Source organism: Desulforapulum autotrophicum HRM2 (genome assembly GCF_000020365.1).
In the GTDB taxonomy this organism is placed as follows: domain Bacteria; phylum Desulfobacterota; class Desulfobacteria; order Desulfobacterales; family Desulfobacteraceae; genus Desulforapulum; species Desulforapulum autotrophicum.
Map to the genome: position 1 here is coordinate 4751015 of NC_012108.1, position 26275 is coordinate 4777289.

A 26275-nucleotide genomic window follows, 5' to 3' on the forward strand; every position below is an offset into this window, starting at 1 on the left:
CTCCCTCCCTTATCTCAGGTGATGTTTTCTGTATTCAACAACGTCGCGTTCGAATCCGCCAGGCACCTCATCCTCTCTCCAGAAGATGTAGGGGTTAGTTCTGGGGTATGCCACATGCTGGGGCACAGCCTCGATACCTGTGACTTCGAGGAGTTTCTGGAAGCCCTGACGCATGATCAGCTCACCAAGACGTTCGCGGTTCTTGCCCTCTTCCATCCACCAGTCCCAGATATTTTCGATAAGATCTGTGATGGCTTCGTAATCATTGTCAGGGTTAACTTCCATAAAGGGAACCAGGAGAGATCCCATCTGGGCACCATCAAGGATGGGCGCCTTGGCACCGCAGAGAATGGAACAGCCTCTGACATCACCAATCTTAAGCGCCCTTGGCATGACGTTGATGCAGTGCATGCAGCGGGTGCAGTTTGCATTGTCAATCTTCAGCTCTTTACCGACCATCTTCATACAGCCAGTGGGGCAAAGATTGATGACCTCTTTCTGGATGTCAAAGGGGCCCCAGTCACGGCCCTTGTGGGCACCGGCGTTTGAGGGATATGCAGGATCTTGCTCAATGTACTTGTTGACGGCATCCTGATCGATCTTGATATCGTCCTTCCATGTACCGATGAAAGACATGTCAGAACGGGCGATGGAGGCAACACAGCAGTTGGGACAACCGTCAAGTTTGAATTTAAACTTGTAGGGGAAGGCCGGACGGTGAAGCTCATCCTGGAACTCGTTGGTCAAGAAATGTACCAGGGAATTGGTGTCGTAGCAGGAATATTCACAACGGGAGGTACCCAGGCAGTCTGCCGGGGTTCTCAGGTTGGAACCTGAACCACCAAGATCCTGGCCCAGATTATGGGTCAATTCCCAGAAAACCTCTTCAAGCTGGGGAGTTGTGGTGCCAAGGAGAATGATATCACCTGTGGCGCCGTGCATGTTTGTCATGCCGGAACCCCGGAGATCCCAGAGCTTGGTGATGGAACGAAGGTACTCTGTGCTGTAGTACTTACCTGCAGGCTGGTTGACCCGCATGGTATGGAAGTGCTCAACACCGGGGAAAAGACTGGGCTGATCGCAGTAACGACCGATAACACCACCGCCGTAACCAAATACACCTACGATTCCGCCGTGTTTCCAGTGGGTTCTGCCATGTTTGTAAGAGAGCTCCACAACGCCGAGGAGATCATCCACACAATCCTGGGGGATCTGGAATTCCACACCTGCTTCATTCTTTGCTCTGACCTCGGCCTGTTGCTTCATGTCAGAGACAAAACTCGGCCATGGACCAGACTCAAGCTGATCCAAAAAAGGAGTTTCATGTTTTGCCATTTACTTACCTCCGTTAATAGTTAAATTACATTTCCTTGATGAACGATGCCTTCCCGACGAACAGGTTGGACGTGATTCGATCAACAGTCTTACTCACAACTATCTACCAAGGATGACCCAGGGGGCCATCACGTTTCCTGCAATGTGATTCAGCAGATTATTAGTGCTCCTATAAAATTTCTATAGGACCTTGTCAATAAAAAAGCTCTTTTTTCCCATTTCACCCAGATGTGGCACCAGCAGTCTGGCATGGGCTGCAATATTTTTTTTGAGCAGGTCGATTTCAGGGGCATCCTGATTGCAGGCAGCAAGAATCATTTCAAGAATTCCAGTCAGTTCCGTGCTGTCAAACCCTCCGGTAAAATCAAGAAAACCCCGGCACAAATCCGATCCGCCCATGGAACCTGACCCCTTGGATTCAAGCCCCCGTAAAAAACCTGTAACAATGTGGGGAATCACCTGTTCATCCACAAGACAGAACGCCCCTGTGCCGTCAAATCTGTCAAGACGCATCCTCAGGGTGAGGTTAAGAAAAAAAAGCAGCAGGGCTCTGTTGATTCCATCCATATCAAGGTCTTCGCCATCAGCGACGACGCCGATCATGGAATCATAATTTCTCACTGTGATCAGACCAAGGTCAAACCCATGATCAAGGGGTTTAACCACAAAATCGCCTGCCGCATGGTGCCAGGGGAACACCTGATCAAAGGTTTCAAGGTTGTAGAGCCGAGTGAGGATTTCTGTTGCCTGTCCGTAGATTCCAAAATACTCGGGAGGTTCAAGGCAGGTCACACGACCGTCACCCAACCATAGTTCCAGATGCTGACGCTCCTGGGACCCTGAGATGTGAAATTCAAGATATCCGTCAAACCACTGGGCCAGAAAAAACATTACATCACCAGAACCGGACGCCACCTGCCCTGAGGCAAACACCCGGGGCAGCACAACAGCGGGAAACTCCCGTGCAAGCCTTGCAAGTGCTGCAACCTCGTTCTCCATCACCCGGATGCCGTGGGCGGCCACGGCTGTATTCAGGACAAAGAAAAAGCGCCTGCCGGATTCAAGCCCTACAGTCACCCGGGCCGGATGGTAAAAGGCCCCATGCTTTTCAATGGCTATTTCAATGGATCGAAGGTGTGAATCTGATTGCTCACCTTGGCCATAAAATTCAAGCCCCTGGCGGACGCCCCTGTAATCATCGGCTGCGAGAAAGTCAGCGGCCGATTCAAAGAACTCACCCAGGCAGGGACCGGAACCCGCCCCACCGCCAAGGGGTAGATGCCAGAGGGAGGATCCGGGATCAAGGTCCTGGTCCATCCCTGCCATGCGATAAATGAAATCCGGGGTCAAGGATTCCATTCAGCCCCTGTGGGGAGCAAGCTCGTTCTTAAGCTCCTCAGCAACGTCAAACCCCAAGGCCACAGCCCTGTCACAATGGTCAATAGCCTTGTCATAAAGCCCCTTTTGAAGATAGCCCACGGCAAGATTGTTGTGGGCTATGGGAAAATCAGATTGAATATTCACCGCTTCAAGGTTGGCCTTGATACCTTCGTCAATCAGCCCCTTCATATAATAGGCACTGCCAAGGGTGGCAAAGGCCTGGACAAACTTGGAATTGTGAATAATGGCCTTTTTAAGGTGCTTGATGGCCTGGTCAAGCTTTTCCTCATCTTCTTTTTCATTTTTCCCGTCAATGACCTGGAGCAGAACAAATCCGATATTGGCGTACCCTTCAGCAAAACCCGCCCTGGCTTTAATGGCATAACGGTTATACCTGAGACATCCTTCAAGATCATTTCTCTGGAGACAGAGCCCGCCCAGGAGCACATAGGCTTCAGCCAGGTTCGGACTGCACTCAATGGCATCGTGGAGGGCTTTTTCAGCTGCGTCGTACTCCTGCTGTCCCATGAGGCCAACGGCCAGGTTGTAGTGGGTGGTCCCGCATTCAGTGTTCTCGGAGAGCGTGTTACGCATCCTAGCTATATATTCGTCTGCATTCTGTGGTCGTGGTGTGTTTCCCATTAAAGATCCTTATATCATTCTGTGATGGTACGTTTTATTCAAGTACAAATTTGCTTATACTATTTTCAACGGGCCAGGGTGTCAAGGGAAAAGAGGTTGAACTGAAACCCCACCTATGATAGCTGGTAAGGGTTAAAGGAAAAAACAGTCCAGCAGAAAAAAATGCACACTCACAGGGACAGGGAAACACACCATAATTATAGGGAGCTTTGATGAAAACAGGATGCTATACGGCGCTGATAACACCGTTTACCAATAAAGGAGAGCTTGATGGGGAAGGCCTTGACCGACTCATCAAATTTCAAATCCAGAACAACATAACCGGTATCCTTGCCGCCGGAACCACAGGAGAGAGTCCCACCCTCAAATGGGAAGAGCACAACCGGATTATTGCCGAGGTGGCAAAAGCTGCCCAGGAAAAATGCCTCTGCATTGCAGGAACGGGAAGCAACAATACCCACGAGGCACTGGATGCTGTACGCCATGCTGCCCGTGCAGGGGCCGACGCCGTTCTACTTGTGGACCCCTACTACAACGGCCCAAGCTCCCTTGAGATCCGCAGGGAGTACATTGAGCCCGTTGCACGCTCATTTCCGGACATGCAGATCATTCCCTACATCATTCCGGGAAGAACCGGAACCCAGCTTTTACCCGAAGACCTGGCCCTTGCGGCAAAAAAATACCCGAACATCACCACGGTCAAGGAGGCTACCGGAAATATAGACAATATGCGCCGAACCCGTGAATGCTGCGGCGAAAATTTCACCATCATGTCCGGGGATGACTCCCTGGTGCTTGAGATGATGACAGATCCTGCCATCGGGGCTGCAGGCGGATTCTCCGTCATGTCCAACATTGCGCCAAAGGCCATGGCCGATCTTGTCATGCTCCTTGACCAGGGCAGACAGGAAGCCGCTGAAAAACTTCAAACGGCCCTTGCGCCCCTCCTCGACCTTGTCACCGTCACCACCGTTGAAACGACCCCCTTTGGCCGGGTAAAATGCAGGGCCAGAAATCCCCTTGCCCTCAAGACTTTGATGCGGGTGATGGGCATGCCGTCCGGAGCCTGCCGTGCCCCCATGGGTAAAATGACCCATCTGGGTCTGGAAACTGTTATCACTGCTGCCCGGAAAATCCAGGCCCAGACACCCTGGATTTTTGCACCTGTGGCTGATTTTTTCGGGGTGGATATTGACGAGCGCTTAGACAATCCCGAGCACACCAGGGATCTGTGGTACGACTACGAACAGGCATGATCAACCGTGGGACAGACCCTGGGTCTGCCCCACAAATTTTACTCGCCATCCCCGGCGCTGGTTTTTTCCCCAGCCTTCCTGGGCGTGATGCTGCCCTCACTGAACAGAGTGGTCTTCATCCACTCAAAGCCAAACTGAAGCAGCTGGATATCATCCTGACGCATCTTTTCAAGGCGGTCTCCATCAATGTCGTACCGTTGAAGAAAGGTGCTTTCAAAAACAAACTTCCTGAACTTGTCGATATTGTAACAGGCCAGAAAAAACATCTGTTTGCTCTGCTCTGAAAGCTTGATGTTTGCAGGAAGCGATTTTTTCCGTACAATAAGGTCTGTCCATCCGGCATTGACCTTATCCCTGATATCCACCCCCTGATCCTCCCGCCACTCAGCAACGGTCCACTCCTTGTCCTCTTCAAACCCCAGGCAGTGGTCTTCCTTGACGGTAAAAAAGAACTCATCGGGATTGTCCGGTTCACTGGCATAGCTCAGGGATCCCACGCCCAGGGGATAATAACGGCAGGTGGTGGGTCTGTCCTCATAGATGATACACCCCTGCCCATCCCGGACAAAGGGACAGGAACGTTGGTCATCGTCCAGAAGCTTCATGGTCACAATGGGAAGATCTCCCTTTTCAAGGAGCTTGAGCTCCGTGAAAATGGCCAGAAACTCTTCGGACGAAAGTTCAAGACGCTTTCTCATGGTCAGAATATCGTAGGGGGTGAGCATGATATCAATGCCCCGGCAGCATCGTGTAAAGCATTTGACTCCCTTGTGGCAGTCAAACTTAAACCGGGAATTATAGCCCATCTGTACCGGCAGTATTGCCGAGGAATCTGGTTTTTCTTTGTTCTTTTTATCCATTCTAAACTCCTTGGGGTTTCAAATTGTTTCAGGCAGTCATATAAAAATTTAGGCTCAAAGTCAATGAACCCGTATAAAACCAACCGACCACACTGTTTTATCCTTTCGAAATAACACCCTTTTTCAGGCTTGATTTTAAAAGTCAAATTAAACCCTTGACAGCACCCCACCAAGGCTATACTTTTGAGCATATGCTTACCATGACCCAAAAAAGATAAGGACAATCACTAATGATCATCACCATAGCCAGCGGAAAAGGGGGAACCGGAAAAACAACGGTCACCGTCAACCTTGCGGCATCTGCCCCTAAAGGAGATGTGGCGGTTTTTGACTGTGACGTTGAAGAGCCCAACTCCCATATTTTCCTGAAACCTGAGAACCTTTCAACGACACCCATTTCAACCATGATACCCAAGGTTGACATGGAAAAATGTACCCTTTGCAAGGCGTGCGAAGAGATCTGCCAGTTTTCGGCCATCACCACCATCGGAAAAAAGGTGATGACCTTCCCGGAAATGTGCCACTCCTGCCAGGGCTGCGTAATGGTCTGCCCCGAAGGCGCCATCACTGCCTCCACAAGGGAACTTGGCACCCTGGTCCAGGGAACCAACGCCAGTGGCATTTGCCTTACCTGGGGAGAACTCAGGGTGGGAGAGGCCATGGCTCCCCCCCTCATCGAGCAGGTCAAGGAAAAGATTGACCCTAAAAAAACAGCCCTGGTAGACGCACCTCCCGGCACCTCTTGCCCGGCCATATCAGCCCTTCGTGACTCAGACTTTGCCCTTTTAGTTGCTGAACCTACCCCCTTTGGACTCAACGACCTTGCCCTGACCGTGGAGGCCCTGAGAGTACTTAAGGTCCCCATGGGCATTGTCATCAACAGGGATGATGGAGAAACACGGGTCATTGATGACTATGCAGCCCGGGAAAAAATCGAAATCCTGGCAAGAATTCCCTTTACCCGGGAAGCGGCAGCAGTCTGTTCAAAAGGCCTGTTGCTGAAGGAGGAAATCCCTGAAATGGAGCCCCTTTTTACACGACTCTATTCGACTGTGATGGAAAGGGCAAAAAACAGGGGGAATAAAAAATGAAAGAGATTACAATCATCAGCGGTAAGGGCGGGACCGGAAAAACAAGTGTCACCGCATCCTTTGCTTTTCTTGCAGCCAACCGGGTCGTGGTGGATGCCGATGTGGATGCGGCCAACCTCTACCTCACCCTTCCCCACACCACCATATCCCAGGAAAATTTTGTCGGCGGAAGATTAGCTGAAATTGATCCCGGCATTTGCACAGAATGCGGCGAGTGCCTGGAAAGATGCCAGTTCAAAGCCATTTCTGAAGATTTTATTGTTGATCCCATTGCCTGTGAAGGATGCGGCGTGTGCGTTCATTTCTGTCCGGTTGACGCCATCTCCTTTGAGCAGCAGGTCTGCGGAGAAAAGTTTCTCTCTGACACGGACAATGGCCCCATGGTTCATGCAAGGCTTGGCATTGCCCAGGAAAACTCAGGTCTGCTTGTAAGTGTTCTTCGCCAGCAGGCCCGGGAAATCGCCAAAGAAAAAAATATCCCCATGATCCTCGTTGACGGCCCTCCCGGAATCGGGTGCCCAGTGATCGCATCCATCACCAATGCGGACGCCCTGGTCATTGTCACCGAACCATCCATGTCGGGAATGCATGATATGGAAAGGGTAAAACGCCTTGCAGACCAGATGAGGGTTCCGGCCTTTCTCTGCATTAACAAGTCAGATCTCAACCAGGAAAAAACAGATTCAATGAAGGCGTTTGCAAAGAAGAACAACATCAAGTTTGCAGGAGAAATCCCCTTTGACCGGGAGGTCACAGCCTCCATGAATGCAGGAAAAAGCCTTGTGGAATTCTCCCAGGGTCCTGCGGCCCAGGCAGTGCGCAAGGTTTGGGAAAATGTAACAATCTATTTAAACGAAACCATGGACAGACTGGCATAATAAAGGCATAATCAAAACGGAATTAAAAGGAGACCCAATGAAAATAGCACTTTCATCATCAGGCAACACCCTTGAATCTGAACTTGACCCAAGATTCGGCAGGGCCCAGAACTTCATCGTCATTGACACGGAAACCATGGCGTTTGAGGTAAAAGAAAACGTTCAGAACCTGAACCTTCCCCAGGGGGCGGGCATTCAGGCTGGAAAAACCGTGGCCGACCTGGGCGTTGAAGCCGTGATTACGGGAAATTGTGGTCCCAAGGCCTTTAATATCCTTGAGGCAGCAGACGTCAAGGTGATCATCGGCATAAACGGCACGGTCAAGGATGCCGTGGAAAAGTTCAAAACAGGCAAACTGGCCTATGCCGGCGGCCCCAATGTGGAAGGCCACTGGGTATAAAGAGAAACAATTGAAAAAAACAAAGGAACGTTTACAATGAAATTTGCGATCCCCATGGCAATGGGAAAATTAACTGCCCACTTTGGTCACTGCAGGGAATTCTGCTTTGTCACCGTTGAGAACAATGAGATTACAGGCACTGAAGTTCTTGAGCCCCCGGCCCATGAACCAGGCGTCCTTCCAAAATGGCTCCACGACCACGGCATCAACATTGTGCTTGCCGGCGGAATGGGTCCCAAGGCCCAGGAACTTTTTGCTGAAGCAGGCGTCAAGGTTGTTACAGGCGCACCCACAGAAAGCCCTGAAGTCCTTGTAAAACAATACCTTGACCAGAGCATGGTCACGGGTGAGAATGTCTGCGGGCATGACCCAGAGTCTCCCTGCAACCATTAAGCAACAAGGGGGTCAGGTCAACGCTTAGGACCTGACCCCCTCAATGAAGTGACAATTTTCAATACAGTCTCCCGCGGTAAGTACATCTGGATCCGAGGTTCCAAAAAACAGGGTGGCCGAGGTCTGGCGCCGGGAATTTTTAAACATCTTTCAAGTGCTGGTCCCCACCTGCCGTGATAACCGATATCAACGCCTGGCCTTGGACGGCAATCGAAGACCTGGACTGATCGTTCATTGAGGTCACTCAGATGATAGGGGTGAAATCCATGACCTTATCCAGGTGAAATCAGCTCATTGGCTTTATCCTGCATATTAGGGAACAGGTATTGCCCGCAAAATCCCCCCCCAGCCGATTACAGGAAAAACATGTTGTGCCTGTAATCGGCTGGGAGGGGCACTCAAGGTTTCTAATATTTTTTCATACCTTTCTTGACAAAAAGCGTCTTCCTATATATTAAAAGCATCCATGAATTTTAAGAACAATTATAAAGAAATGCAGACTGCCCGTATACAGGACATCATTCCCCATTCCCCTGAAGGTTCCGAAACACTCTGTGCCCGTGCCACAATGGACTTCCTGCAGGACTGATTTGTATGTGGTGGCATATTAAAAACCGTATCCACACCATGCTGACTTCGGTTCCGGTAAGCAGCAAACCCGGCTTAAAAGTAATAGTCAGCCTGACCACGATCCCGTCACGGATCAGCTCCATCCGGAAAACAATAGATTCATTACTCGACCAGACAAGGCCTCCGGATGAAATAACAATAAACCTTCCCAAGATGTCAAAACGGGAGAAATGCGGCTACCGGATTCCCTCTTTTCTACAAAATTATGCAGATGAACAACAGGTAAGATATCCCGGTCTGCCTCAGAAACCAATTTTAACAATCAACCGTACAGAAAAAGACTGGGGACCGGCTACAAAATTCATCCCGGTACTACAACGGGAAAAAGCAACTGGGAAATCAGATACACTCTGCATTATTGTGGATGATGACCGGTCTTATGTTAACACCATGGTCTCAAATTTCATCAGGTATCATGCTGAATATCCGGATAAAGTACTTTGCAACCGGGGTAGAAATCTTGACGGACAGTATGAATATTGCAAATCAACGGTAATTGCCGGTCCCAAAATAAACACTCCTCAGGATGTTGATATCATAACCGGAGTCGGAGGGTATGCGTTGCCCCTGAACATAATGGATGAAAACCTCTGGGATTATTCCACTGCGCCCGAAAGCGCCTTCTACATGGATGATATCTGGATCTCCGGCTGGCTGGCTCAGAATCATATTAACCGGATAGCTGTTCCTACTCACACAAATCTTTATTTCGGCGGAAAGAAACGTAAAAACAGGATTTCAAGCCTTTATAAACGGAACAAAAAACTTGATGATTCTCTGACTTTGGATGACATCCCCGGACCGGATAATCCGCGGGAATTTCATAATAATACCCTTATTGAATATTTCAGGGAATACTGGCAAATCAAGAGGGACGTGTCATCCAGCGCCGGTTTAGCCAGAGCTATTGCCCTGGATACTACCGGCCCCCACCTTCCAGTTCATTGGCAATCCGCTGGGTGATGTTCAGAAGATCAGTTGCAAAATCCCCGGTACGTAATTTTTCATAATTGATTTCATCAAATCTGACAAAGCAGCTATTGTCAGGCCGTTGATGCACCTTGAACTCTGCCCGAAGAAATCTACAAAAACCCCGTTCCGGCGGCATCCTGATCAGATAATATTCCCAACCCCGGTGACCACCTGAAAACCTGTAATTACATTATCCGAGCCTGTTTCTCCCAGGAAAGAATGATTTATATTCCAGCAGAAGAATCAACTGACGGTATTGCCAAAGTGATTTATATCTCCATGGAATGATACGAATTTCGTATGAAGAGCCTAGGGGTTCTGAATCTGCTGCATGGTGCAAAGAGAATAATATTTACCACCCAGGGCCATGAGTTCTTCATGGGTGCCACCAGTACCCCTTTACGGGCAGAAGCTGTATCTTTCATAGGAGATCCCATAACCGGATCTTATTAAATAGACCAAGAACTCTTGTCAATATTAAAAATAGATGAAAGGAGGGGGCATGGGATAATATGAATGCTTCCCAGTATGGTTTCTGGCGTTCTCATGCTATTCATACTGCTTTCTATCAATGCTCCCCAGCCGGACATCGGCACAACATGTTGTGCCGATGTCCGGCTGGGGTATATTTCAGGGTTTTAATAATTTTTCATACTTTTCTTGACAAAAAGCGTCTCCTATCATAGATACGCTGATGGTATAACTAATGGCTAAAAAAGGACCCAAAAAAAATAAAATTAAGACCATCCGGAAAAGCCTAAAAAACGGATTTTATAAATTTTTCATAGATAGAAACCAGCAAACAATTGCGCTCGCGGGATGCCTTAGAAGCGGCACCAATTACGCAAAAACACTGCTGGAACTCAACTTCAAATGTACCGTCAAAAACGATATCTTCGGCTGGAAGCACGGCTTAATTCCGATAATAACGCCTTACTCCCCCATCCAGAAAAAAATCAAATTCGATCACGGTGTTTTTGTAACAAAAAACCCGTTCTCGTTCCTCGTCTCGTTATTTAACTATTTCGATGAATTTAAATTAAACATCAAGGGCGAGGAGAAATTCTCCGATTTCATCTCAAGCAGAATCATCATTTTTGATTCAACTCAGGACAATTCACCCGAGCTCAGGTTTTCAAACCCCATCGAGTTGTGGAATGTGATGAATTGGAACTACCTTTCTTGCCAACAATTCATCCATATCAATTATGAAGATTTGCTCGATAACCCCCAAAAGATCATCTTGGATACAGCTCATAAAATCGATGCAATTCAAAAGAAGGGAGAGTTTAAAAACCCGTCAAAAAAAGTAAAGAGACTGAACGATGGACAAGATCTGCACAAATTAAAGCAATATGAGTCAAAAAACTCCTTCAATAAAAACGAATATATGACCCATCAGTACATGTCTTCCTTTAATCAATCTGATATTGATTTCGTTCTTAAAAACATTGATGACGAGTTGGTTAACAAACTCGGCTACTCCCAGCTATTAAGCTCATTGACCCAGCGTAAACAAACGACGTAAACAGCTTAAATCAAAAAAACAGGAATGGTACCATCCTTGCTGTTGCAACTATTTCAACTATGGCTGCAATCACTATCATCCCTGTCATTCCTGCTACTGGCTCAAAGACATATGGCAGTAAAAAAAATGCGTTAAAGCAGAACAAGAACTATTGTCGATATTAAAATAATATGAGAAAAGGGTGGCATGGAGAATCAGTGGAAATCAGAACAGACTAAACCGGGTCCTTCGCCTTTATGGTATTGCCTGGCAACTGTCACTGCTGTGGCTGAAAAAACCCGAAATGGAGTTTCCTGAATATAAAAGAAGTGGCCCACGTCCAACAAAATACCCCTTCCAGGAATGATGATGGTGCTTACAAAGATTTTAAACCGTCCTGGACGGTAAAATGGAACCATTAACCGGCACGGCCGGAGTGAGGTATGGCTCCGGCCTCAACGAATTTTAAAACTCCGTCATTGACAATGCTTTGACGAGTGTTTCATATAACCGGCATGGCCGGAGCATGATATCTGCTCTGGCCACAACGAACAATGAAACGCCTCAGTTTGCAATGCTTTGGTGGGCGTTTCATATAAACCGGCACGGCCGGAGCGAGGTATGGCTCCGGCCTCAACGAATATAGAAACTCGACAGCAGAGGTGGGCGGGAACGGGTATTGCCCGCAGCGGATTAAACGGCAGCGGTCAGCATGGACGCTGAAGGAGCTGCCGTTTCCCTCGAAGCAGCCCAGGACGGGCTGCGAGAATGAGCGGAGGGTTATACCCGTTCCCGTCTACCGGTCCGACGAGAGTTTCATATAAACCGGCACGGCCGGAGCGAGTTATGGCTCCGGCCTCAACGAATGATGAAACGCCTCTGTTTGTAATGCTTTGGCGAGTGTTTCATATAACGGCCATGTCGGCCTGCCGACACAACGAAGCATGAAACACGATGATACCGGGCAGGCGATAGTACCATTCTGCCCTCTTTGGTTACCCTGACCGGAACGGTAAACGTCGGGGGGATTTTTGCCCTTCCAGACTAAAGCGCAGGAACTGCGGGCTAAAGTCCTCAAACAGCCTGCGCTTCTTAACGCCTGGAAGGGCAAAAATCCTAACCCCTTTGGTTTGCAATGTTCCAGTCAGGGAAACCAAAGAGGGCTCGAAAGTCGAGACTTTCACAATGATGTTTCGACAAGAGTTTCTTATAAAAAATCAGCTGTTCCATATGATGGTGCTGTCCCCAGAGCCAGCATTGCTGTACAGACTTACGGTGATTTTCAAAATTTCAACCCACATCTCTACGCCATAGTTTCTGACGGCTGTTTTATAGATAACGACAGTTTCCGAATAAGCGAACAAGGGGGTCAGGTCAACATTTAGGACCTGACCCCTTCATTCAAACTATCCCCATTGAGCCTTGTGAACAGATCAAGGTCTTCGTTTGGCCAGCACCTGCTCCGCTGCAATGGTGATGGGCTCCAGACTAGGTTCAGAAGAGCAGTCTGGATTTCCCGCACACATGAGAAAGACAAGATCCGATGCTGTCTTATGGCCCAGGATCAAAGCATTGACCGCATCAATTTCCTTGACGGCGGCTCCGCTGTCACTGACAATCTGACCGCCGATCAACCGCTCGGAACCCCCTTCAAACACAAGCTTCAGCTTCCAGGGCTTAACCCCGGGAATCATGCCGTGCTTGCTCCTTGAGTCCACAGTGGCGCAGACGGTTTCCATCTCGATTTTTACAGCCTCCTGCTCTGTCAACCCGGTTGCGGCAATATACTTGTCTCCTAAACGTGTGGCGCTGTTGCCAAGAAGCCCTGGAAAGGGGAGCTCAAAACCGGCAAGCCGTTTTGCTATGGCCCTGCCCTGAATCACGGCCGGCCCCCTGAGCTGAATGGGGCTTGGGTCATTGGTTATGAAATGACGATTTTCGATACAGTCTCCTGCGGCAAGCACATCTGGATCTGAGGTTTCAAAAAACGGGTTGACCTTGATGCCGAATTTACCCATTTCAAGGCCCATTTCCTTGGCCAGACTCAAATCAGGGACAGACCCCACATTCATGAACACCATATCCGCATCCAGGGCCTCCCCCGAGGCAAGGACAACGCCTGCCACCTTGCCTGACTGTCCTGAAATAGCCGACACCTGCTGCCCCATGCGCATGGCAATGCCCTTCTGTTCAAGATAGGCAGTAACCGGCTTTGCCATGTCAGAATCAAGCATCACCCCCAGGGGTTGTTCCATAAGCTCAATCACCGTTATCTCATACTGATCCGGTGCTGACTCCAGCAACAGGGTGGCAATCTCAAGATTGATAAACCCGGCTCCCACAAAGGCAATCTTACGGGGCTTTTCTGCCGTGATGTAATGCCGTATCTCTTCGGCATCAATCAGGGCACGCAGGGTAAATACCCCGGCAAGATCATTGCCGGGAATGGGCAAAACAAAGGGCTTTGATCCCGTTGAAACCACAAGCTTATCATAGGAAATCTCCCTGCCCTTTCCCGTTTTTACCCGCTTTGACCGTCGATCAATCGATTCGACCCGGTCAACAACCATTTCAATGTTATTGTTTGAAAACATGGTATCTGGATTCACAATGGATTCACCTGCGGCCTGACCGGCCACCACATGGGGAAGGGCTCAACGGACTATAAAACGATCCTCTTCCCGGATCACCGTGATATCAATTTCAGGCATCAACTTCCTTGAAAGCATGGCCGCAGGACCTCCCACGCCACCACATCCGATAATAACAAGCCGTTCTCCCTTTTTCATGGTAAACCTCCCTGTTTTTATATTTGGATTTATTGTTGTCCCGTCCCTGTTTTTTTGTATGCGCTCCAGACAACTTCGTCAAGCATAAGTTATGGGATATTGCAAACAACCCGATTCACCAGGCCATCAACGGAGGCATATTCACGGGATCACATGGGATTGACACAGGGGGTAAAAAGGGTTAGAGATATAATCGAGATTCACCGATTTGATCCAGCAGACAGGAGGGTTTATGAAAATTAGAAAAGCGGTATTCCCCGTTGCAGGGCTCGGCACACGATTTCTGCCCGCCACAAAGGCCATGGCAAAAGAGATGCTTCCGGTTGTTGACAAACCCATCATCCAGTATGCCGTGGAAGAGGCCCTGAATGCGGGTATCGAGCAGATCATATTTGTAACGGGCCGGGGCAAAAATGCCCTGGAAAACCACTTTGACCACTCCTATGAACTGGAACTCTCCCTGAAACACAAAGAAAAAAATGAGCTTCTCAAGCAGGTGGAGGCCCTGGTGCCAGAGACAGGAACCATCATCTACACCCGCCAGCAAGAAGCCCTGGGGCTTGGCCACGCCATCTGGTGCGCAAGGGATATCGTGGGCGATGAACCCTTTGCAGTGCTCCTTGCCGATGACATGATCCAGGCAAAACGTCCTGTTCTCTCCCAGATGATCGATCACTTTGACCGGCTCAGGGCATCGGTTGTGGCCGTGATGGAGGTGGACGAAGATCAGACCGATAAATACGGCATTCTGGATGCCGAACCCATTGAGGAAAATCTGGTAAGGATAAGGGGCATGATTGAAAAGCCGAAGCCGGCAGACGCGCCCTCAAACCTTGCCATCATCGGCCGCTACATCCTTACCCCCAAGATTTTTCATTTCCTTGGCAAAAAGCAGACCGGGGCCGGTGGAGAGATCCAGCTCACAGATGCCATGGAGAAACTCCTTGAAGTCCAACCCATCTTTGGCTATAAATTTGAGGGAACGCGGTTTGACTGTGGCGATAAGGCAGGATTTCAGATGGCGAACATTGCCTTTGCCATGGAACGCCCTGAAATCCGCGAGAAACTTCTGACTTTTATCCAGAAAATATGCCAGTCCCAGGAAACAACGTAAACCGTCTCTCCTTCTTCATCGCTTGTAACTTGCATAGAACTTCATCACCTTGCTGACATAGCGCTGGGTCTCGTTAAACGGTGGAACGCTGTTGTACCGGTCCACGGCATCAGGGCCGGCATTGTAGGCGGCCAGCACCAGGGGGAGTTTTCCATCGTAACGTGTCATGAGTCGCTTGAGGTAACGGGTTCCACCCATGATGTTCTGTTCTGGATCAAAGGGATCATCCACCTTAAGGTCGTCATAGTTGGCCGGCATGATCTGCATAAGGCCGGTAGCACCCTTTTTTGAAACAACCCCGGGGTTAAAATCCGACTCGGCCTTGATCACGGCCCTTACAAGCGAAGGGTCCACCTTAAATGCTGTCGCGGCCCGCTGGATTTCCGGATGAAACTGGCTGTTATTCAGCTGGCTGTTATTCAGGTTGGTCACCTCCGGCCGCTCACGGATATAAAGCTTATAATCCGAAGAGGTGGGAACGTTGGTAAAATGGACAATGCCTGCACTGTCAATGAACATATAGATGTCTGCTGCAGCCACAGGTGGCAGCAAAAGAGCAACCAGCAGCACAAGGATCTTAATTCCCATGGGCGTCTCCATATCCGGGTTTATTCCCGGAATAACTTCATGACAAGTTTGGCCGGAAAATCAGGTTTTGAAAGGTAGGATACAAGGGTTGTGTTAAAGGTGTCCACAAGATTTTGAAACACAGCCTCTTTTTCATCAGCCATGATGAAATTTCTTTCAACCCTTTTTTTGAACCGGGCAGGGGTTCCCACCTTTTTCAGGATACTTTCAAACGGGGTATTCCCCATGATTTGGGAAGCAAACAGCCCTGGAACCACGTCAACATCAATATTTGCCTCCATGACCACCTGATAGGCATCTGTACTAATCTTGCGTGACAGGTCCTTGATGGTAAGTTTCTGGCCGTTTTCAAGCGCTATCTGCTGCACAATTGTCTTATCCATTTGTATACCTTCTCTCCTGTTACCGGCTGAATCATTGAAACAGATCCAGCTGCTTTTCACAGGGCTTTTTCTTTTTACCCTGGTATCTGTTGTGGTTATGCTCCTTGAGGGCCGCTTCAATGTCCAAAAGGAACGTTGAAGGCCCGGTCTGTCTGGTGATGCCGTATATCCTTCTTTTTGTTGAATATGTCAAACACAGAATGTCCCTGGCCCGGGTCATGGCCACATAAAAGAGCCGTCGTTCCTCGTCAATATCTTCAGGCTCTCGGCCCGGAAAGGCAAAGGGAATCAAACCCGGTTCACACCCTGTTACAAAGACCACGGGATATTCAAGCCCCTTTGCCCCGTGCATGGTCATGAGCGTCACCTTTTCAGCACTGGGCCATAGGCTTTCGCTGTCGTTTTCCAGGCTCAGGGACTCAAGGAAACAGGAGATATCATCGTCCCTGTTCCTTGCATCCCCAAGAAGCCGGTCAAAGACCCGGCAGCTGGTTTCATCCGATTTAATCAACGGGTAAAGATCGGCCTTACTGGCCAGAAGATCAAGGCAGTCACAGGCGCCAAGTCCCTGGACCGTTTGACCCAATGCCATTATTTTCCGGGCAACACCCAAAAGGGTTTCTGCAATATCTTTCCGGACATGGACAAAGGGTGCTGCCCCAAGAAGTTCAACCGCCCCGGCCGGAGAAAGTTCAGACTCCCGGAACCATTGACCAAGTTTCTGCCTTGTCCCTTTGCCGGCACCGGCCTTGAAATGGTTAAACACCAGAAAAAGATCCTGAAAGGTCGCACCCCCCTTGAGAAGTCTTAACAGTGAGACAAGTTCACCAATGCCGGGATGATTCAGAAGGCTCTCCTTGTCCGCCATCTGAAAGGGAATACCAGCCTGTTGAAACACATCGGCAAAAATTTTTCCCTGGCGACGGGTGCGATAGAGCACGGCAACATCGGCAAATGAAAACTCATTTTCCTGAGTTGAACCCACCTTACCGGCATCCATGGAAAACATCGAAAGTCCGCCCACAAGGGTTTCAATCCTTTTACCCACAACAACGGCCTCGGCCCGGTCAGAGGTGGCCTCTATAATAACAAGGCGCTCCCTTCCCCTGATATCTGAAAAGACCTTTTGGGAAACGCCTTCCTGATTACCATGGGTGAGCAGCTGAAACGAAGCCCTGAGAATAGCCTCTGTGGAACGGTAGTTTCGCTGTAGAACAATTTTTTCAGCACCTGGATAATCCGCTTGGAACTGTTGAAAATACCGGTTGTCCGACCCTCGAAAGCCATAGATGGACTGGTCTGGATCACCGATCACAACAAGGCCCCTGCCGTTTCCTGCCAGCTGCCCGATCAGAAGATATTGGCCCTTGTTCACATCCTGGTATTCATCAACAAGAATATGGGCGAACCGACCGCGGATGGTTGCCACAAGGGCTGAATCGGTGTTAAAAAGATTGATCACCATGGCGATCAGATCGTCAAAGTCAACCAGATCCAGGGCTGCAAGGTGTTCCTGGTAAACCTGCCACACCCTTGCGACACGGACTAAATCCTGTTTGTCCAGGCCTGGCGGTGCAATCTTTGTAAGATCATCTTCCGGCCCAAGGCAGTGTTGTTTTGCCATGGAAATGGTCCGGTCCAAAAGGGCAGAAGACAACGCAACATCTGCATGGGCAACAGCCTGATTGAGCATCTCTTTTCTTGCCGGGTCATCCACGATAAACCCCTTAAAACCTGCGTACTCCTTGAGCACCATGAGACAGAACCGATGAAAGGTCCCGGCCCATACCGATCCTTGTTGACCGGGTAAAAGGGTGTTGAGCCGCTCCTGCATCTCGCCTGCGGCCCGATTGGTAAAGGTGAGGGCCAGGATGGTTCCGGGGGCCACGCCCTGGTCCCGGATGAGCCAGGCGATCCTTGCCGTCAAGGTTCTTGTCTTGCCCGTTCCAGGCCCTGCCTCAATGAGAAGGGGAACACCCTGGCCCTTTACGGCAAGGCGTTGTTCCGGATTCAGGGATTCCACAATGTCCATGGACTCCGACGCAACAGGGCTTGCCCGATGTTCAGGGTCGCCCCCGGGCAAACCACAGGGATCAAGGCGCTGTGTTGGATTGAGAACCGCTTTAGCGTTAAGATCCTCCAGCGTTTCAAGGCAACCTGGCGTTTTAAGGGGATCTGGGTCCTTTTTTTTCACAGGTTTTAACGAAACCCTCCGAACCGGGGCAAACATCTCAAGTTCCCCCCTGAGCCGCTGTTTTTCTTCGGGCCCAAAAATCTTGACCCGGCCATACTCGCCGTCAAACCCGGGAGAGATGGAAACCTTGCCGGCTCTCATCCTGCGAACAGCCTCTCCCAGCAGGGGGATACCGGCCGCCTCAACCTCCGAAACAGGTTTGGTTAAAAGGATATCAAGCTCTGGACCCAGTCGTTTCAAGGCAAGATCATAATGAATGCCGACTTTTTTGGTTTTAGGCCCCACATCAAAGATCTCAGAAAGAATGTCGGCAAGGGGGATAATACTTTGAAAGGGACGGCGGTTGCCCGGATTGTAGCCCGCAGGCCTTGAGGCAAGTTCATGAACCCGGTAGAGTACTCCCAGGGTAAGGGGTTTGCCGCATTGGGGGCAAATACCCCCTTTGTCTGCGGTCTGACCCGGGTCCAGGCAGACATTGCACTTTCTGTGTCCGTCATAGTGATATTTGCCCTCCTGGGGAAACATGTCAATGGTTCCAACAAAGGTGTCATCCTGTTGTGCAAGGGCCCTTTTGACCGCGGCAAACGAAAGATCGGAGTTAAACCTGGAGGCGTTCCGGCCAAGAAACATGGGAGAATGGGCATCGGAGTTTGAAATCAGGGTGAGGGCATCAAGATCTTTGATCCGCCAGTTCATGGGCGGATCGGATGAAAGGCCCGTTTCAACGGCAAAGATATGGTTTGAAAGGTCACCAAAGCACCCTTTGATGGAATCGAATCCCGATTTTGACCCGAACATGGAAAACCATGGAGTCCAGATGTGGGCCGGTATCAAAAACGCTGCATCCGAGGTGTCGAGCACAATTTCGAGCAGTCGCTGGGCATCAAGGCCAAGGATCGGCCGGCCATCGGATTTCAGGTTGCCAATTCTGTCAAGGGTGGCATTAAACCGCTCAACGGTTTCAAGATCCGGCAGGTAGACGAGATTATGGTTTTTCCTCACCCGGTCCTGTCGCTTATAGATACTGCTGATTTCACACTGGAGAACAAACCGAACCTTACCCCTGCACAATTTTGGAATGGCATGGTCAAGTTCTTTCGCAATGCTCTTTTTAAGGCGATAAAGCCCGGGTTCACAGGGCTCAAGCTTTTCCTTGAGTTCAGAGACCCAGCCCGGATGGGTAAAATCCCCGGTGCCAACAAGGGTCACTCCCTTGAGCTGGGCTGCCTGGTAAAGGTGTTCAAGGTCAAGGTTCTTGGCCGTTGCCCTTGAAAAATGGGAGTGCAGGTGAAGATCCGCTATAAATTCCATGGTCACCGATTCCAAAATAGGTTAAAGTCATCCTGTCTCAAAGGGGTATAAGGTACACGAATTTTTATTATTTTTAAAGGGGGTTGTTATAAAGCATGGAAGCCAATGAATTAAGATCAGGCATTACCCGCCTGGGGGACCGCTTGAATGGGACGCTGAAAATCACCCTTGCCCTGACGGGCAGGCAAAATGACAATAGGTTTGTCGATTTCTGCCAGGAGCTCGAAGCGCTCCTGCCCGGTTTAACGGTGGTCAGGAAGATGGACAAGGAAAAGATTCTGCCCGGCATCATGATCACGGACAATCTCATTTATTCGGCCATTCCCCAGGCAAGGGCCATTGCCCCCTTTCTTGAAACCCTGGCCCTTGTAAACGGTCCGCTCCCCCATTTACCGGAGACGTTGCAAAAAAGCCTCTCCTGCATCGACATCCCCACACGGCTGACCCTGTACACAGCCGTTCACTGCCCCCACTGCCCCGGCATGGTCCGCGCCATGACACCCCTTGCCGCAGCCTGTAAAAACATCATTCTCACCGTCATCGACGGCACCCTTTTTCCGGAAGCAGCAGCATCGGATCGAGTGATGTCTGTCCCCTGCCTTATCCTCAACCAGGAGATGCGATGGACCGGGAATGCGCCACCGGCCGAGGTGGTTGAAATGATCATCAACCAGGATCCGTCAATGTTGAGCATCCCCTCCCTTCAAACCATTCTGGAGGATGGCAGGGCCTCCTGGATCGCAGCAAAAATGATGGGGGCCAATGCCGTTTTTCCTTCATTTATCGGGCTTCTCCTCCATCCAACCTGGTCTGTTCGCCTGGGGGCCATGGTGGTTCTCGAGGAGATGGCAGAAACCACTCCTGACCTTGCAGCCCGAATCGCCCCCCATCTGTGGAAGGCCTTTGGCGAGGCCGATACCACGGTAAAGGGGGATATCCTCTACGCCCTTGGCGAGGTGGGTGACCAGAGTATGGGAACAAGGATCAAAGCACTGATACCCACCCTTGAGAACAAGGATCTCAGGGAGGCGGCCCTGGATGCCCTTGCGGCCCTGGCATCACGTTCTTAGGGTAGCCACAAGCCGTTCAGGGTTAAGCAGAAGCGCCAGGGCATGGGAGATCTCTTTACAGACGATATCGGCCGATACAAGGGTGGTAACGCTTGCCCCCTCGTCCTGGACAAGGGCGATCCCGAGCCTTGACGCCTTAAGCATGGGGCCGTCGTTTCTGCCGTTGCCCATGCTGACAACGGCACTGGTTCCAAGGGTGGTGACATACTCTTTTTTTGCAAGATCCTGGGCCTTTCGGCCAAGGATATGCAGACTGACAGGGAGACCCTCAACGGCCTGGGCCACCCGGCCAAAGGTGTCCGCAGTAACCACATGGACTTCAAGGTCCTGGGCAACCTTTCTGACAAGGGCTTCAACCCCGTCGATCAATCTGCCGTCACAGGCCATGGTGCCGTTGTAATCCATCACCAGGTGACTGAGTCGAAGCTCGCCAAATCCAGGCACGTCTATTTGAATCATGCATTCCTCCTTTTGGGCAAAACGCCTGCTCCTGGGTAACAGCAGGAAAGGATTGGGGAGAGCACTACAAAGCCTTTGTACCAACCCAAACGGCTGTTTTGCCTTGACTTTTTTCAGTTTTCTGTAAAGATATAGTGATTCTATATGAAACACTCACCAAAGCATCTCAGTGAAGGCGTTTCAATTTACGTTGTGGTCAGGGCAGATATCATGCTCCGACCATGCCGGTTATACCAATCAGAACAGGAATAACAAGGGGAATCCTCATGAAAATAGTCGACTATAAGGGCATTGAGCCCACCCGATTTGACAATGGCGTGGCAAAGGGCATTACAGGAAGGGTGGTTATTGGCAAGGAAGACGGGGCCAACAACTTCTGCATGCGGGTCTTTGAAGTTGAAAAAAACGGTCACACACCCCGCCACAGCCATGAATGGGAGCATGAAATCTTTTTTCACTCAGGCATGGGTGAGGTCCTCTGCCAGGGCAAATGGACCCCGGTCTCTTCCGGAGCCGCCGTGTTTGTTCCGGGCAACGAAGACCACCAGATCCAAAACACGGGCCAAGACACCCTGGTCTTTGTCTGTCTGATACCCAAGGGCGCACCGGAGATTTAAACGATGGCCATAGGGAGTTGCGTCAGCAAAGAAGGCCATTTTATCGTCGGAATCCATGACCCTGGATTCAAGATGGCAAACTTCAGAGAAAATGATTTTGTTCGTTCCCTGGGAACGATGCCCGACGGCACTCCCGTGGACAACCAGGTCAACTTTCCCCAGGGGGAGGTTAACGCCCGGTCAGCCGACCGGATCTATGAAATCATGAACCCCTTTGCCTTCAGGGGGGTCTCCTACATCAACTCCAGGTGGGCCAATGCTGCTGCAGCCGCCCCAAAAACCATCTGTATCACCCCGGAAAAACCGGTGTCACTTATCTCCACACTTGGCCGCTGGCTTGCCGACAACGGCATCAGCGACAAGGATCCCCAGAACTTCATCCCTGGCATGCCAGAGCCCATGCTCATGGCCCTTGCCAATGTTTCCACGGATCCAGAAGAACTTGTCTGCCTTGCAAAGGCTTGCTGCTCGTTTGTCTTTGGTGGTGACGGAACAACCCCAACGGGTCTCAAGTTCAACCAGACCGCTCCTGGACGGCCACGGCCGGCCATCAGCAACCATACCCTGTTTGAAATCATCGCAAACAACCCCAGCCTTCCCGACGACTACAAGCGGGCCATGTTGCTCACCCCGGGGATCCAGGGCAACAGTGAAATCCTGGGCGAATGGCAGGAACAGGACAGCCACGTATTTGAATACCTTCGAACCAACTCCTACATCCCCTGGGGCCATTTTGCCGCCAACACGGCCGACGATACAGTTCGATATCGAATACGCGATCTGACCCTGACCGACATGGAGGGAATGCGCCATCTCTATTACCAACGGATTTATTCCCTGCTGGCCCAACAGCTCGAAATCGACCTGCCCGGCCCCAGGCAACGGATTTCAAAACAATCCCTTGAGACCCTTCGCCTTGACATTGTGAGTCGCCTTAAACAGCCCAACAGCGATCTGGCCTTTAACGGCTCCCTGTGGGGATGGAACTTTGGATTTGGATTTGCCCAGTCAGGATACAGACTCCACGCCTCCCACCAGCAGATCCACCAGCAGTACGCAATGGTTCCTGCCTCGGTAATGGACGACACGGGCCGACCATTTGCCTCGTTTGCCTGCGGAGATATGGTGGCTGAGTTTATCAAACGCTACAGACAAGAAACAGGCAAAAATTTTTTCCAAAACTACCTCAAGGCCATCCGATCCAATAAAAGAACCGATGGAAACAGGGACAGACCCTCGTCCATAGTGGTGCATGAGGATGAAAATATCATTGTTTTTGTGCCCAAGGCCCAGACATCCCAGTGGGAACTCCAGCTCACCACCAAACGGCCGTGCGGCAACATCCTTGAGGCGGACACTGACCTGCGTGCCTCCCTTGATCGGGGCATACTTGCAGCGCTTTGGACCCTGGAATCCCTGGGGGCAAGAATGGTTACCAATATAGAATATTCAAAACGGTTTGACAGAAAAGACCAAGACCAGCACCTTGTCTACTCGTTTCTGCCACGGCTTCCCCATTCACCGGGTGCATTCAGCGAGGCCCAGCAACGGTGGATCATCGGACATTTCCCAGAAGATTTTGCCCTGGCCTGCCGGTCACGACTTGGGGGGATCACTGGTTGAACAGAATCTGCTCAACGGTTTCAAAGGTTGCCATACCCTTGTTGATCATGGGTGCTATGGCCCGGGTAAATGCCTCTATTTTCTCTCGTGTGTCAACCACTTCAACCACCACGGGAAGATCCTCGGACAGGCAGAGCACCTTAAAGGTTCTGATCTTGCCCTGGGCCGCATAACCAAGAAGCCCCCTGATCACAGTGGCCCCAGCCATGCCCATGGTTCTTGCCTGTTCGACAATGGCCTCGTACAGAAGTCGCCTGCCGTATTTCTGATCTTCGCCGATGAAAATTCGCATGAGACATGCCTTGGTTGACTCTTCCATAAACAACACTCTCCTTAAATTAAACGGCCAAGTACAATTCCAGCCATAAGCGCCCCAAAACCAAGGCTGTTCTGGAGCAAAAGGTTCACGATGCCATAGATCCACTCCGTGGAGCGGACCAGCATACCCGTCTCAAGAATAAATGCGGAAAAGGTGGTAAAGGCCCCCATGAACCCCACTAACACAAAGGTTCTGACCTCTCCTGAAACGGCCCAGCGGCTTTCGAATAGGGTCCAGAGAAAACCCGCAGCAAAACAGCCGGTGATGTTGACAACCAGTGTGCCAAAGGGAAAAAACGACGAGTTAAATTGCTGGACAAACCCTGCCAGGCTGTACCGGGCAAGGGTTCCCAGGGCACCTGCCAGGGCGATAAAAACAAATTTGTGCTCCATGTGGAGGTCTCCTTTCCATGGTTTTTTAAGTGTTTGCCCAGGGTAAGTCAAGGCAATTTTATGGAAGCCCGGTTTGACATTCACCTGTTTTAATGGAATAATAATTTATATATCCCCTCAATCGGCCCTTCCGGGCAAGGAGGTTTCCATGGATAACCAACGTCGAGCCTTAAACAAAATCATTGAAGAACAGGTCAAAAAATGGCAGTATCTAAAAGATAGCCAGACCCGGGAAAAGATTTCACCCACAATGGTGGTCACCATCTCAAGGGAGGCTGGAAGTGGCGGCAGGCTTATTGCGGAAGGGCTTGCGGTCAAGTTGGGATTTGATCTCTTTCACCAGGAGGTGGTTCACGAGATGGCAAAGGATGCCAACATCAGCCTGAGGTTCATGGAGACCCTGGACGAAAGGAGTCTCAATACCCTGGACAACTGGATCGCATCCCTGGTTGACGAGCGCTACCTCTGGCCGGACCAGTATATGCAGCACCTGATGAAGGTGATCGGAACCATTGGCAGATACGGCAAAAGTGTTGTTGTCGGCAGGGGAGCCAACTTCATTCTCCCCAAGGATATGAGAATCAGCGTTCGGATCATCGCCCCTTTTGAATTAAGAAGAAAAAGGGTTGCCAAAGCATTTGGCCTTTCAGAAACCGAGGCTGAAAAACGGATTACCCTGACGGAATCCAGGCGAGACGCCTTTATCAGGAGGCATTTCAACGCCTCCATATCAAACAGCTACCACTATGACATGGTTCTCAACACCGAAAACCTTGAGATAGACGATGGAATCGCAGCCATTGAGGCAGTGGTACAGAAAAGGATGAAACGTGATATTACATGATACCATCTACGAATGGGACGGTAAGAGCAATGACGGTGAAAAACCTGTGGCCTGGTGGCCGGGAGCCTATCGAATACGAATCATTGATTTGACGGCGGGAACCCCCCAGGTGATCCATCTCAAATCCAGGGCTGTGATCTGTCGAAACCGGGACAAGGGTACTTCCATTCGAAACTGCATCGAAAGCTTTGCCAAAAAGGTGTCCCAGAAATATGATCTTGACATCACCCGGGTGCTCTGGGTTGAAATCGGACAAGAGGACCCCAGTGATGTTCAGATCGCAACCCTCAAGCGAGTTTCACCCATGGGGGGAAATGATCTTTTTGCAGCATCCTGGCGCCCTGCCCGGCCTAATGAGCTTGAATCGCTCTCCCCCTTTCTGGTTGATTTCACCGACGACCCGCCCCTGGAGCCTCCCAAGGCCCAGGGACATTGATCCAGTTTACCCCATATAAAACAAGGAAAATACCCATGGCAATTCTCAGCAGAATCATCATATTTCTGACGGTCCTTTCGTTCACTTCTCCTTTAAGCCCCGCAGATGCTGGCTATAAAGATCTTTTAAAAGATTTCCAGTCCACCATCAAGCCCGATGCCGCAGTTCTGCCAACAACCCTGTCAGACGATACCATTATCAAGGGGTTAAAGGAGGCCCTGGCCACCGGTTCAGAAAAGGCCGTGGCCCTGGTTTCCAAATCCGACGGATATTACAAAAACCCGGAAATAAAGATCCCATTGCCCCCGGCTGTACAGAAGGTGGAAACCCTTCTAAAGGCTGCGGGAATGACAGGTCTAATTGATCAGTTTGAGCAGAGCATGAACCGGGCCGCTGAGCAGGCCGCACCCCAGGCAACGGAACTTTTTGTGGATGCCGTCAAAACAATGTCCTTCAGCGACGCCAAAAAAATCCTCAACGGCAGGGACAACGAAGCAACCCTGTACTTTAAGGATCGAACCTGGGACAAACTGTCCGAACGCTTTCGACCCGTTGTCCACAATACCATGGCAGAGGTGGGTGTCACCAGGAACTTTCAGGAACTCTCTGCCAAAACAGAGGCCATACCCTTTGCAGGGACATTAGACCTTGACCCTGACACCTATGTCACAACCAAAGCCCTGGACGGACTGTTTCTCATGCTGGCAAAAGAAGAACAGAAGATCCGCCAGGATCCTGCAGCCCGGGTAACGGACATATTAAAAACAGTATTCAATAAATAGCCTAGGAACC

Annotated in this window: 28 protein-coding genes; 15 read left to right on the plus strand and 13 right to left on the minus strand. The window is 50.3% G+C overall.

Translation table 11 applies throughout. The features are described 5' to 3' along the window. Window positions 1-9 precede the first annotated feature (9 nt). The 3 genes from dsrA to HRM2_RS20900 form a co-directional block, all read right to left on the minus strand. Window positions 10-1335 (minus strand): dissimilatory-type sulfite reductase subunit alpha, encoded by a 1326-nt coding sequence (dsrA, locus tag HRM2_RS20890; protein WP_015906028.1) that lies wholly within the window; start codon window positions 1333-1335, stop codon window positions 10-12. Between the two features lie 180 nt (window positions 1336-1515). Continuing rightward, complete coding sequence (locus HRM2_RS25590) at window positions 1516-2694, minus strand: hypothetical protein (RefSeq protein WP_049770485.1); 1179 nt, start codon at window positions 2692-2694, stop codon at window positions 1516-1518. Continuing rightward, window positions 2695-3357, minus strand: a complete 663-nt coding sequence (locus HRM2_RS20900) for a tetratricopeptide repeat protein (RefSeq protein WP_041273408.1) — start codon at window positions 3355-3357, stop codon at window positions 2695-2697. A gap of 212 nt (window positions 3358-3569) precedes the next feature. On the opposite strand from HRM2_RS20900, the gene dapA reads away from it, so the two are divergent. Then, window positions 3570-4613, plus strand: coding sequence for a 4-hydroxy-tetrahydrodipicolinate synthase (dapA, locus tag HRM2_RS20905; protein WP_015906030.1), 1044 nt, complete (start codon window positions 3570-3572; stop codon window positions 4611-4613). A gap of 38 nt (window positions 4614-4651) precedes the next feature. On the opposite strand, the gene HRM2_RS20910 is transcribed toward dapA, so the two are convergent. After that, on the minus strand, window positions 4652-5473 hold the full coding sequence (locus HRM2_RS20910; protein ID WP_015906031.1) for a YkgJ family cysteine cluster protein: 822 nt from the start codon (window positions 5471-5473) through the stop codon (window positions 4652-4654). Between the two features lie 230 nt (window positions 5474-5703). Here HRM2_RS20910 and HRM2_RS20915 point away from each other — a divergent pair, with 230 nt between their 5' ends. The 5 genes from HRM2_RS20915 to HRM2_RS20935 all read left to right on the plus strand — a co-directional run bounded on the left by HRM2_RS20915 (window position 5704) and on the right by HRM2_RS20935 (window position 9828). Then, window positions 5704-6564 carry a nucleotide-binding protein gene (locus HRM2_RS20915; RefSeq protein ID WP_015906032.1) on the plus strand — a complete coding sequence of 287 codons (861 nt, stop codon included), beginning with the start codon at window positions 5704-5706 and terminating at the stop codon, window positions 6562-6564. Then, entirely contained in the window at window positions 6561-7442 is an 882-nt protein-coding gene (locus HRM2_RS20920; protein WP_015906033.1) for an ATP-binding protein, read from the plus strand. The genes HRM2_RS20915 and HRM2_RS20920 overlap by 4 nt, the downstream gene beginning before the upstream one ends. 37 nt (window positions 7443-7479) lie before the next feature. Beyond that, window positions 7480-7842, plus strand: a complete 363-nt coding sequence (locus tag HRM2_RS20925; RefSeq protein WP_015906034.1) for a NifB/NifX family molybdenum-iron cluster-binding protein — start codon at window positions 7480-7482, stop codon at window positions 7840-7842. A 36-nt stretch (window positions 7843-7878) separates the two neighbouring features. Next, window positions 7879-8235, plus strand: a complete 357-nt coding sequence (locus HRM2_RS20930; protein ID WP_015906035.1) for a NifB/NifX family molybdenum-iron cluster-binding protein — start codon at window positions 7879-7881, stop codon at window positions 8233-8235. Window positions 8236-8829: 594 nt separating this feature from the next. Beyond that, window positions 8830-9828 (plus strand): hypothetical protein, encoded by a 999-nt coding sequence (locus HRM2_RS20935; protein ID WP_015906036.1) that lies wholly within the window; start codon window positions 8830-8832, stop codon window positions 9826-9828. 278 nt (window positions 9829-10106) lie between these two features. Here HRM2_RS20935 and HRM2_RS27850 read toward each other — a convergent pair whose 3' ends face one another. After that, window positions 10107-10262 carry a hypothetical protein gene (locus HRM2_RS27850; RefSeq protein WP_232364096.1) on the minus strand — a complete coding sequence of 52 codons (156 nt, stop codon included), beginning with the start codon at window positions 10260-10262 and terminating at the stop codon, window positions 10107-10109. 281 nt (window positions 10263-10543) lie between these two features. On the opposite strand from HRM2_RS27850, the gene HRM2_RS20945 reads away from it, so the two are divergent. After that, the gene (locus HRM2_RS20945) at window positions 10544-11365 is read left to right on the plus strand and encodes a hypothetical protein (protein ID WP_015906038.1); all 822 of its coding nucleotides are present in this window, start codon (window positions 10544-10546) and stop codon (window positions 11363-11365) included. Window positions 11366-12375: 1010 nt separating this feature from the next. Then, a complete protein-coding gene (locus HRM2_RS27855) occupies window positions 12376-12729 on the plus strand; it encodes a hypothetical protein (protein ID WP_041273409.1) in 354 nt (117 codons plus the stop codon). 48 nt (window positions 12730-12777) lie between these two features. Here HRM2_RS27855 and HRM2_RS20960 read toward each other — a convergent pair whose 3' ends face one another. Both HRM2_RS20960 and HRM2_RS28110 read right to left on the minus strand, forming a co-directional pair. After that, on the minus strand, window positions 12778-13986 hold the full coding sequence (locus tag HRM2_RS20960; RefSeq protein WP_015906040.1) for an FAD-dependent oxidoreductase: 1209 nt from the start codon (window positions 13984-13986) through the stop codon (window positions 12778-12780). 12 nt (window positions 13987-13998) lie between these two features. Continuing rightward, on the minus strand, window positions 13999-14133 hold the full coding sequence (locus tag HRM2_RS28110) for a hypothetical protein (protein ID WP_015906041.1): 135 nt from the start codon (window positions 14131-14133) through the stop codon (window positions 13999-14001). A 232-nt stretch (window positions 14134-14365) separates the two neighbouring features. Here HRM2_RS28110 and galU point away from each other — a divergent pair, with 232 nt between their 5' ends. After that, window positions 14366-15247, plus strand: coding sequence for a UTP--glucose-1-phosphate uridylyltransferase GalU (gene galU / locus HRM2_RS20965; protein WP_015906042.1), 882 nt, complete (start codon window positions 14366-14368; stop codon window positions 15245-15247). A gap of 15 nt (window positions 15248-15262) precedes the next feature. On the opposite strand, the gene HRM2_RS20970 is transcribed toward galU, so the two are convergent. The 3 genes from HRM2_RS20970 to HRM2_RS20980 are packed head-to-tail and all read right to left on the minus strand — an operon-like array spanning window position 15263 to window position 19723. Continuing rightward, on the minus strand, window positions 15263-15835 hold the full coding sequence (locus HRM2_RS20970) for a lytic transglycosylase domain-containing protein (protein WP_148214683.1): 573 nt from the start codon (window positions 15833-15835) through the stop codon (window positions 15263-15265). Window positions 15836-15855: 20 nt separating this feature from the next. Continuing rightward, complete coding sequence (locus HRM2_RS20975; RefSeq protein ID WP_015906044.1) at window positions 15856-16218, minus strand: hypothetical protein; 363 nt, start codon at window positions 16216-16218, stop codon at window positions 15856-15858. A 31-nt stretch (window positions 16219-16249) separates the two neighbouring features. Then, on the minus strand, window positions 16250-19723 hold the full coding sequence (locus tag HRM2_RS20980; protein WP_015906045.1) for a UvrD-helicase domain-containing protein: 3474 nt from the start codon (window positions 19721-19723) through the stop codon (window positions 16250-16252). A 95-nt stretch (window positions 19724-19818) separates the two neighbouring features. Here HRM2_RS20980 and HRM2_RS20985 point away from each other — a divergent pair, with 95 nt between their 5' ends. Next, window positions 19819-20793 carry a thioredoxin family protein gene (locus tag HRM2_RS20985; protein WP_015906046.1) on the plus strand — a complete coding sequence of 325 codons (975 nt, stop codon included), beginning with the start codon at window positions 19819-19821 and terminating at the stop codon, window positions 20791-20793. Here HRM2_RS20985 and HRM2_RS20990 read toward each other — a convergent pair. Continuing rightward, window positions 20782-21252 (minus strand): HAD family hydrolase, encoded by a 471-nt coding sequence (locus tag HRM2_RS20990; protein ID WP_015906047.1) that lies wholly within the window; start codon window positions 21250-21252, stop codon window positions 20782-20784. The genes HRM2_RS20985 and HRM2_RS20990 overlap by 12 nt on opposite strands. 266 nt (window positions 21253-21518) lie before the next feature. Here HRM2_RS20990 and HRM2_RS20995 point away from each other — a divergent pair, with 266 nt between their 5' ends. Together HRM2_RS20995 and HRM2_RS21000 are read left to right on the plus strand one after the other, a co-directional pair. After that, complete coding sequence (locus HRM2_RS20995; protein WP_015906048.1) at window positions 21519-21869, plus strand: cupin domain-containing protein; 351 nt, start codon at window positions 21519-21521, stop codon at window positions 21867-21869. A 3-nt stretch (window positions 21870-21872) separates the two neighbouring features. Beyond that, on the plus strand, window positions 21873-23492 hold the full coding sequence (locus HRM2_RS21000; protein WP_015906049.1) for an HIT family protein: 1620 nt from the start codon (window positions 21873-21875) through the stop codon (window positions 23490-23492). Here the strand turns inward: HRM2_RS21000 and HRM2_RS21005 are convergent. Further along, the gene (locus HRM2_RS21005; RefSeq protein ID WP_015906050.1) at window positions 23482-23811 is read right to left on the minus strand and encodes a DUF190 domain-containing protein; all 330 of its coding nucleotides are present in this window, start codon (window positions 23809-23811) and stop codon (window positions 23482-23484) included. The genes HRM2_RS21000 and HRM2_RS21005 overlap by 11 nt on opposite strands. Before the next feature lie 14 nt (window positions 23812-23825). Next, window positions 23826-24203, minus strand: a complete 378-nt coding sequence (locus HRM2_RS21010; RefSeq protein WP_015906051.1) for a fluoride efflux transporter FluC — start codon at window positions 24201-24203, stop codon at window positions 23826-23828. Between the two features lie 148 nt (window positions 24204-24351). On the opposite strand from HRM2_RS21010, the gene HRM2_RS21015 reads away from it, so the two are divergent. From HRM2_RS21015 to HRM2_RS21025, 3 genes are read left to right on the plus strand one after another with little or no spacing between them, the layout of a single operon-like run. After that, entirely contained in the window at window positions 24352-25047 is a 696-nt protein-coding gene (locus tag HRM2_RS21015; RefSeq protein ID WP_015906052.1) for a cytidylate kinase-like family protein, read from the plus strand. Further along, on the plus strand, window positions 25034-25483 hold the full coding sequence (locus tag HRM2_RS21020; protein WP_015906053.1) for a hypothetical protein: 450 nt from the start codon (window positions 25034-25036) through the stop codon (window positions 25481-25483). The genes HRM2_RS21015 and HRM2_RS21020 overlap by 14 nt, the downstream gene beginning before the upstream one ends. Before the next feature lie 35 nt (window positions 25484-25518). Next, window positions 25519-26265 (plus strand): DUF4197 domain-containing protein, encoded by a 747-nt coding sequence (locus HRM2_RS21025; RefSeq protein WP_015906054.1) that lies wholly within the window; start codon window positions 25519-25521, stop codon window positions 26263-26265. The last annotated feature ends 10 nt before the right edge of the window (window positions 26266-26275 follow it).

Excerpts from the sequence above, each read along its gene's own strand:
- dsrA (WP_015906028.1), bottom strand. The coding sequence starts at position 1,335 with ATGGCAAAACATGAAACTCCTTTTTTGGATCAGCTTGAGTCTGGTCCA.
- HRM2_RS25590 (WP_049770485.1), bottom strand. The coding sequence starts at position 2,694 with ATGGAATCCTTGACCCCGGATTTCATTTATCGCATGGCAGGGATGGAC.
- HRM2_RS20900 (WP_041273408.1), bottom strand. The coding sequence starts at position 3,357 with ATGGGAAACACACCACGACCACAGAATGCAGACGAATATATAGCTAGG.
- dapA (WP_015906030.1), top strand. The coding sequence starts at position 3,570 with ATGAAAACAGGATGCTATACGGCGCTGATAACACCGTTTACCAATAAA.
- HRM2_RS20910 (WP_015906031.1), bottom strand. The coding sequence starts at position 5,473 with ATGGATAAAAAGAACAAAGAAAAACCAGATTCCTCGGCAATACTGCCG.
- HRM2_RS20915 (WP_015906032.1), top strand. The coding sequence starts at position 5,704 with ATGATCATCACCATAGCCAGCGGAAAAGGGGGAACCGGAAAAACAACG.
- HRM2_RS20920 (WP_015906033.1), top strand. The coding sequence starts at position 6,561 with ATGAAAGAGATTACAATCATCAGCGGTAAGGGCGGGACCGGAAAAACA.
- HRM2_RS20925 (WP_015906034.1), top strand. The coding sequence starts at position 7,480 with ATGAAAATAGCACTTTCATCATCAGGCAACACCCTTGAATCTGAACTT.
- HRM2_RS20930 (WP_015906035.1), top strand. The coding sequence starts at position 7,879 with ATGAAATTTGCGATCCCCATGGCAATGGGAAAATTAACTGCCCACTTT.
- HRM2_RS20935 (WP_015906036.1), top strand. The coding sequence starts at position 8,830 with ATGTGGTGGCATATTAAAAACCGTATCCACACCATGCTGACTTCGGTT.
- HRM2_RS27850 (WP_232364096.1), bottom strand. The coding sequence starts at position 10,262 with ATGAAAGATACAGCTTCTGCCCGTAAAGGGGTACTGGTGGCACCCATG.
- HRM2_RS20945 (WP_015906038.1), top strand. The coding sequence starts at position 10,544 with ATGGCTAAAAAAGGACCCAAAAAAAATAAAATTAAGACCATCCGGAAA.
- HRM2_RS28110 (WP_015906041.1), bottom strand. The coding sequence starts at position 14,133 with ATGAAAAAGGGAGAACGGCTTGTTATTATCGGATGTGGTGGCGTGGGA.
- galU (WP_015906042.1), top strand. The coding sequence starts at position 14,366 with ATGAAAATTAGAAAAGCGGTATTCCCCGTTGCAGGGCTCGGCACACGA.
- HRM2_RS20970 (WP_148214683.1), bottom strand. The coding sequence starts at position 15,835 with ATGGGAATTAAGATCCTTGTGCTGCTGGTTGCTCTTTTGCTGCCACCT.
- HRM2_RS20975 (WP_015906044.1), bottom strand. The coding sequence starts at position 16,218 with ATGGATAAGACAATTGTGCAGCAGATAGCGCTTGAAAACGGCCAGAAA.
- HRM2_RS20980 (WP_015906045.1), bottom strand. The coding sequence starts at position 19,723 with ATGGAATTTATAGCGGATCTTCACCTGCACTCCCATTTTTCAAGGGCA.
- HRM2_RS20985 (WP_015906046.1), top strand. The coding sequence starts at position 19,819 with ATGGAAGCCAATGAATTAAGATCAGGCATTACCCGCCTGGGGGACCGC.
- HRM2_RS20990 (WP_015906047.1), bottom strand. The coding sequence starts at position 21,252 with ATGATTCAAATAGACGTGCCTGGATTTGGCGAGCTTCGACTCAGTCAC.
- HRM2_RS20995 (WP_015906048.1), top strand. The coding sequence starts at position 21,519 with ATGAAAATAGTCGACTATAAGGGCATTGAGCCCACCCGATTTGACAAT.
- HRM2_RS21000 (WP_015906049.1), top strand. The coding sequence starts at position 21,873 with ATGGCCATAGGGAGTTGCGTCAGCAAAGAAGGCCATTTTATCGTCGGA.
- HRM2_RS21005 (WP_015906050.1), bottom strand. The coding sequence starts at position 23,811 with ATGGAAGAGTCAACCAAGGCATGTCTCATGCGAATTTTCATCGGCGAA.
- HRM2_RS21010 (WP_015906051.1), bottom strand. The coding sequence starts at position 24,203 with ATGGAGCACAAATTTGTTTTTATCGCCCTGGCAGGTGCCCTGGGAACC.
- HRM2_RS21015 (WP_015906052.1), top strand. The coding sequence starts at position 24,352 with ATGGATAACCAACGTCGAGCCTTAAACAAAATCATTGAAGAACAGGTC.
- HRM2_RS21025 (WP_015906054.1), top strand. The coding sequence starts at position 25,519 with ATGGCAATTCTCAGCAGAATCATCATATTTCTGACGGTCCTTTCGTTC.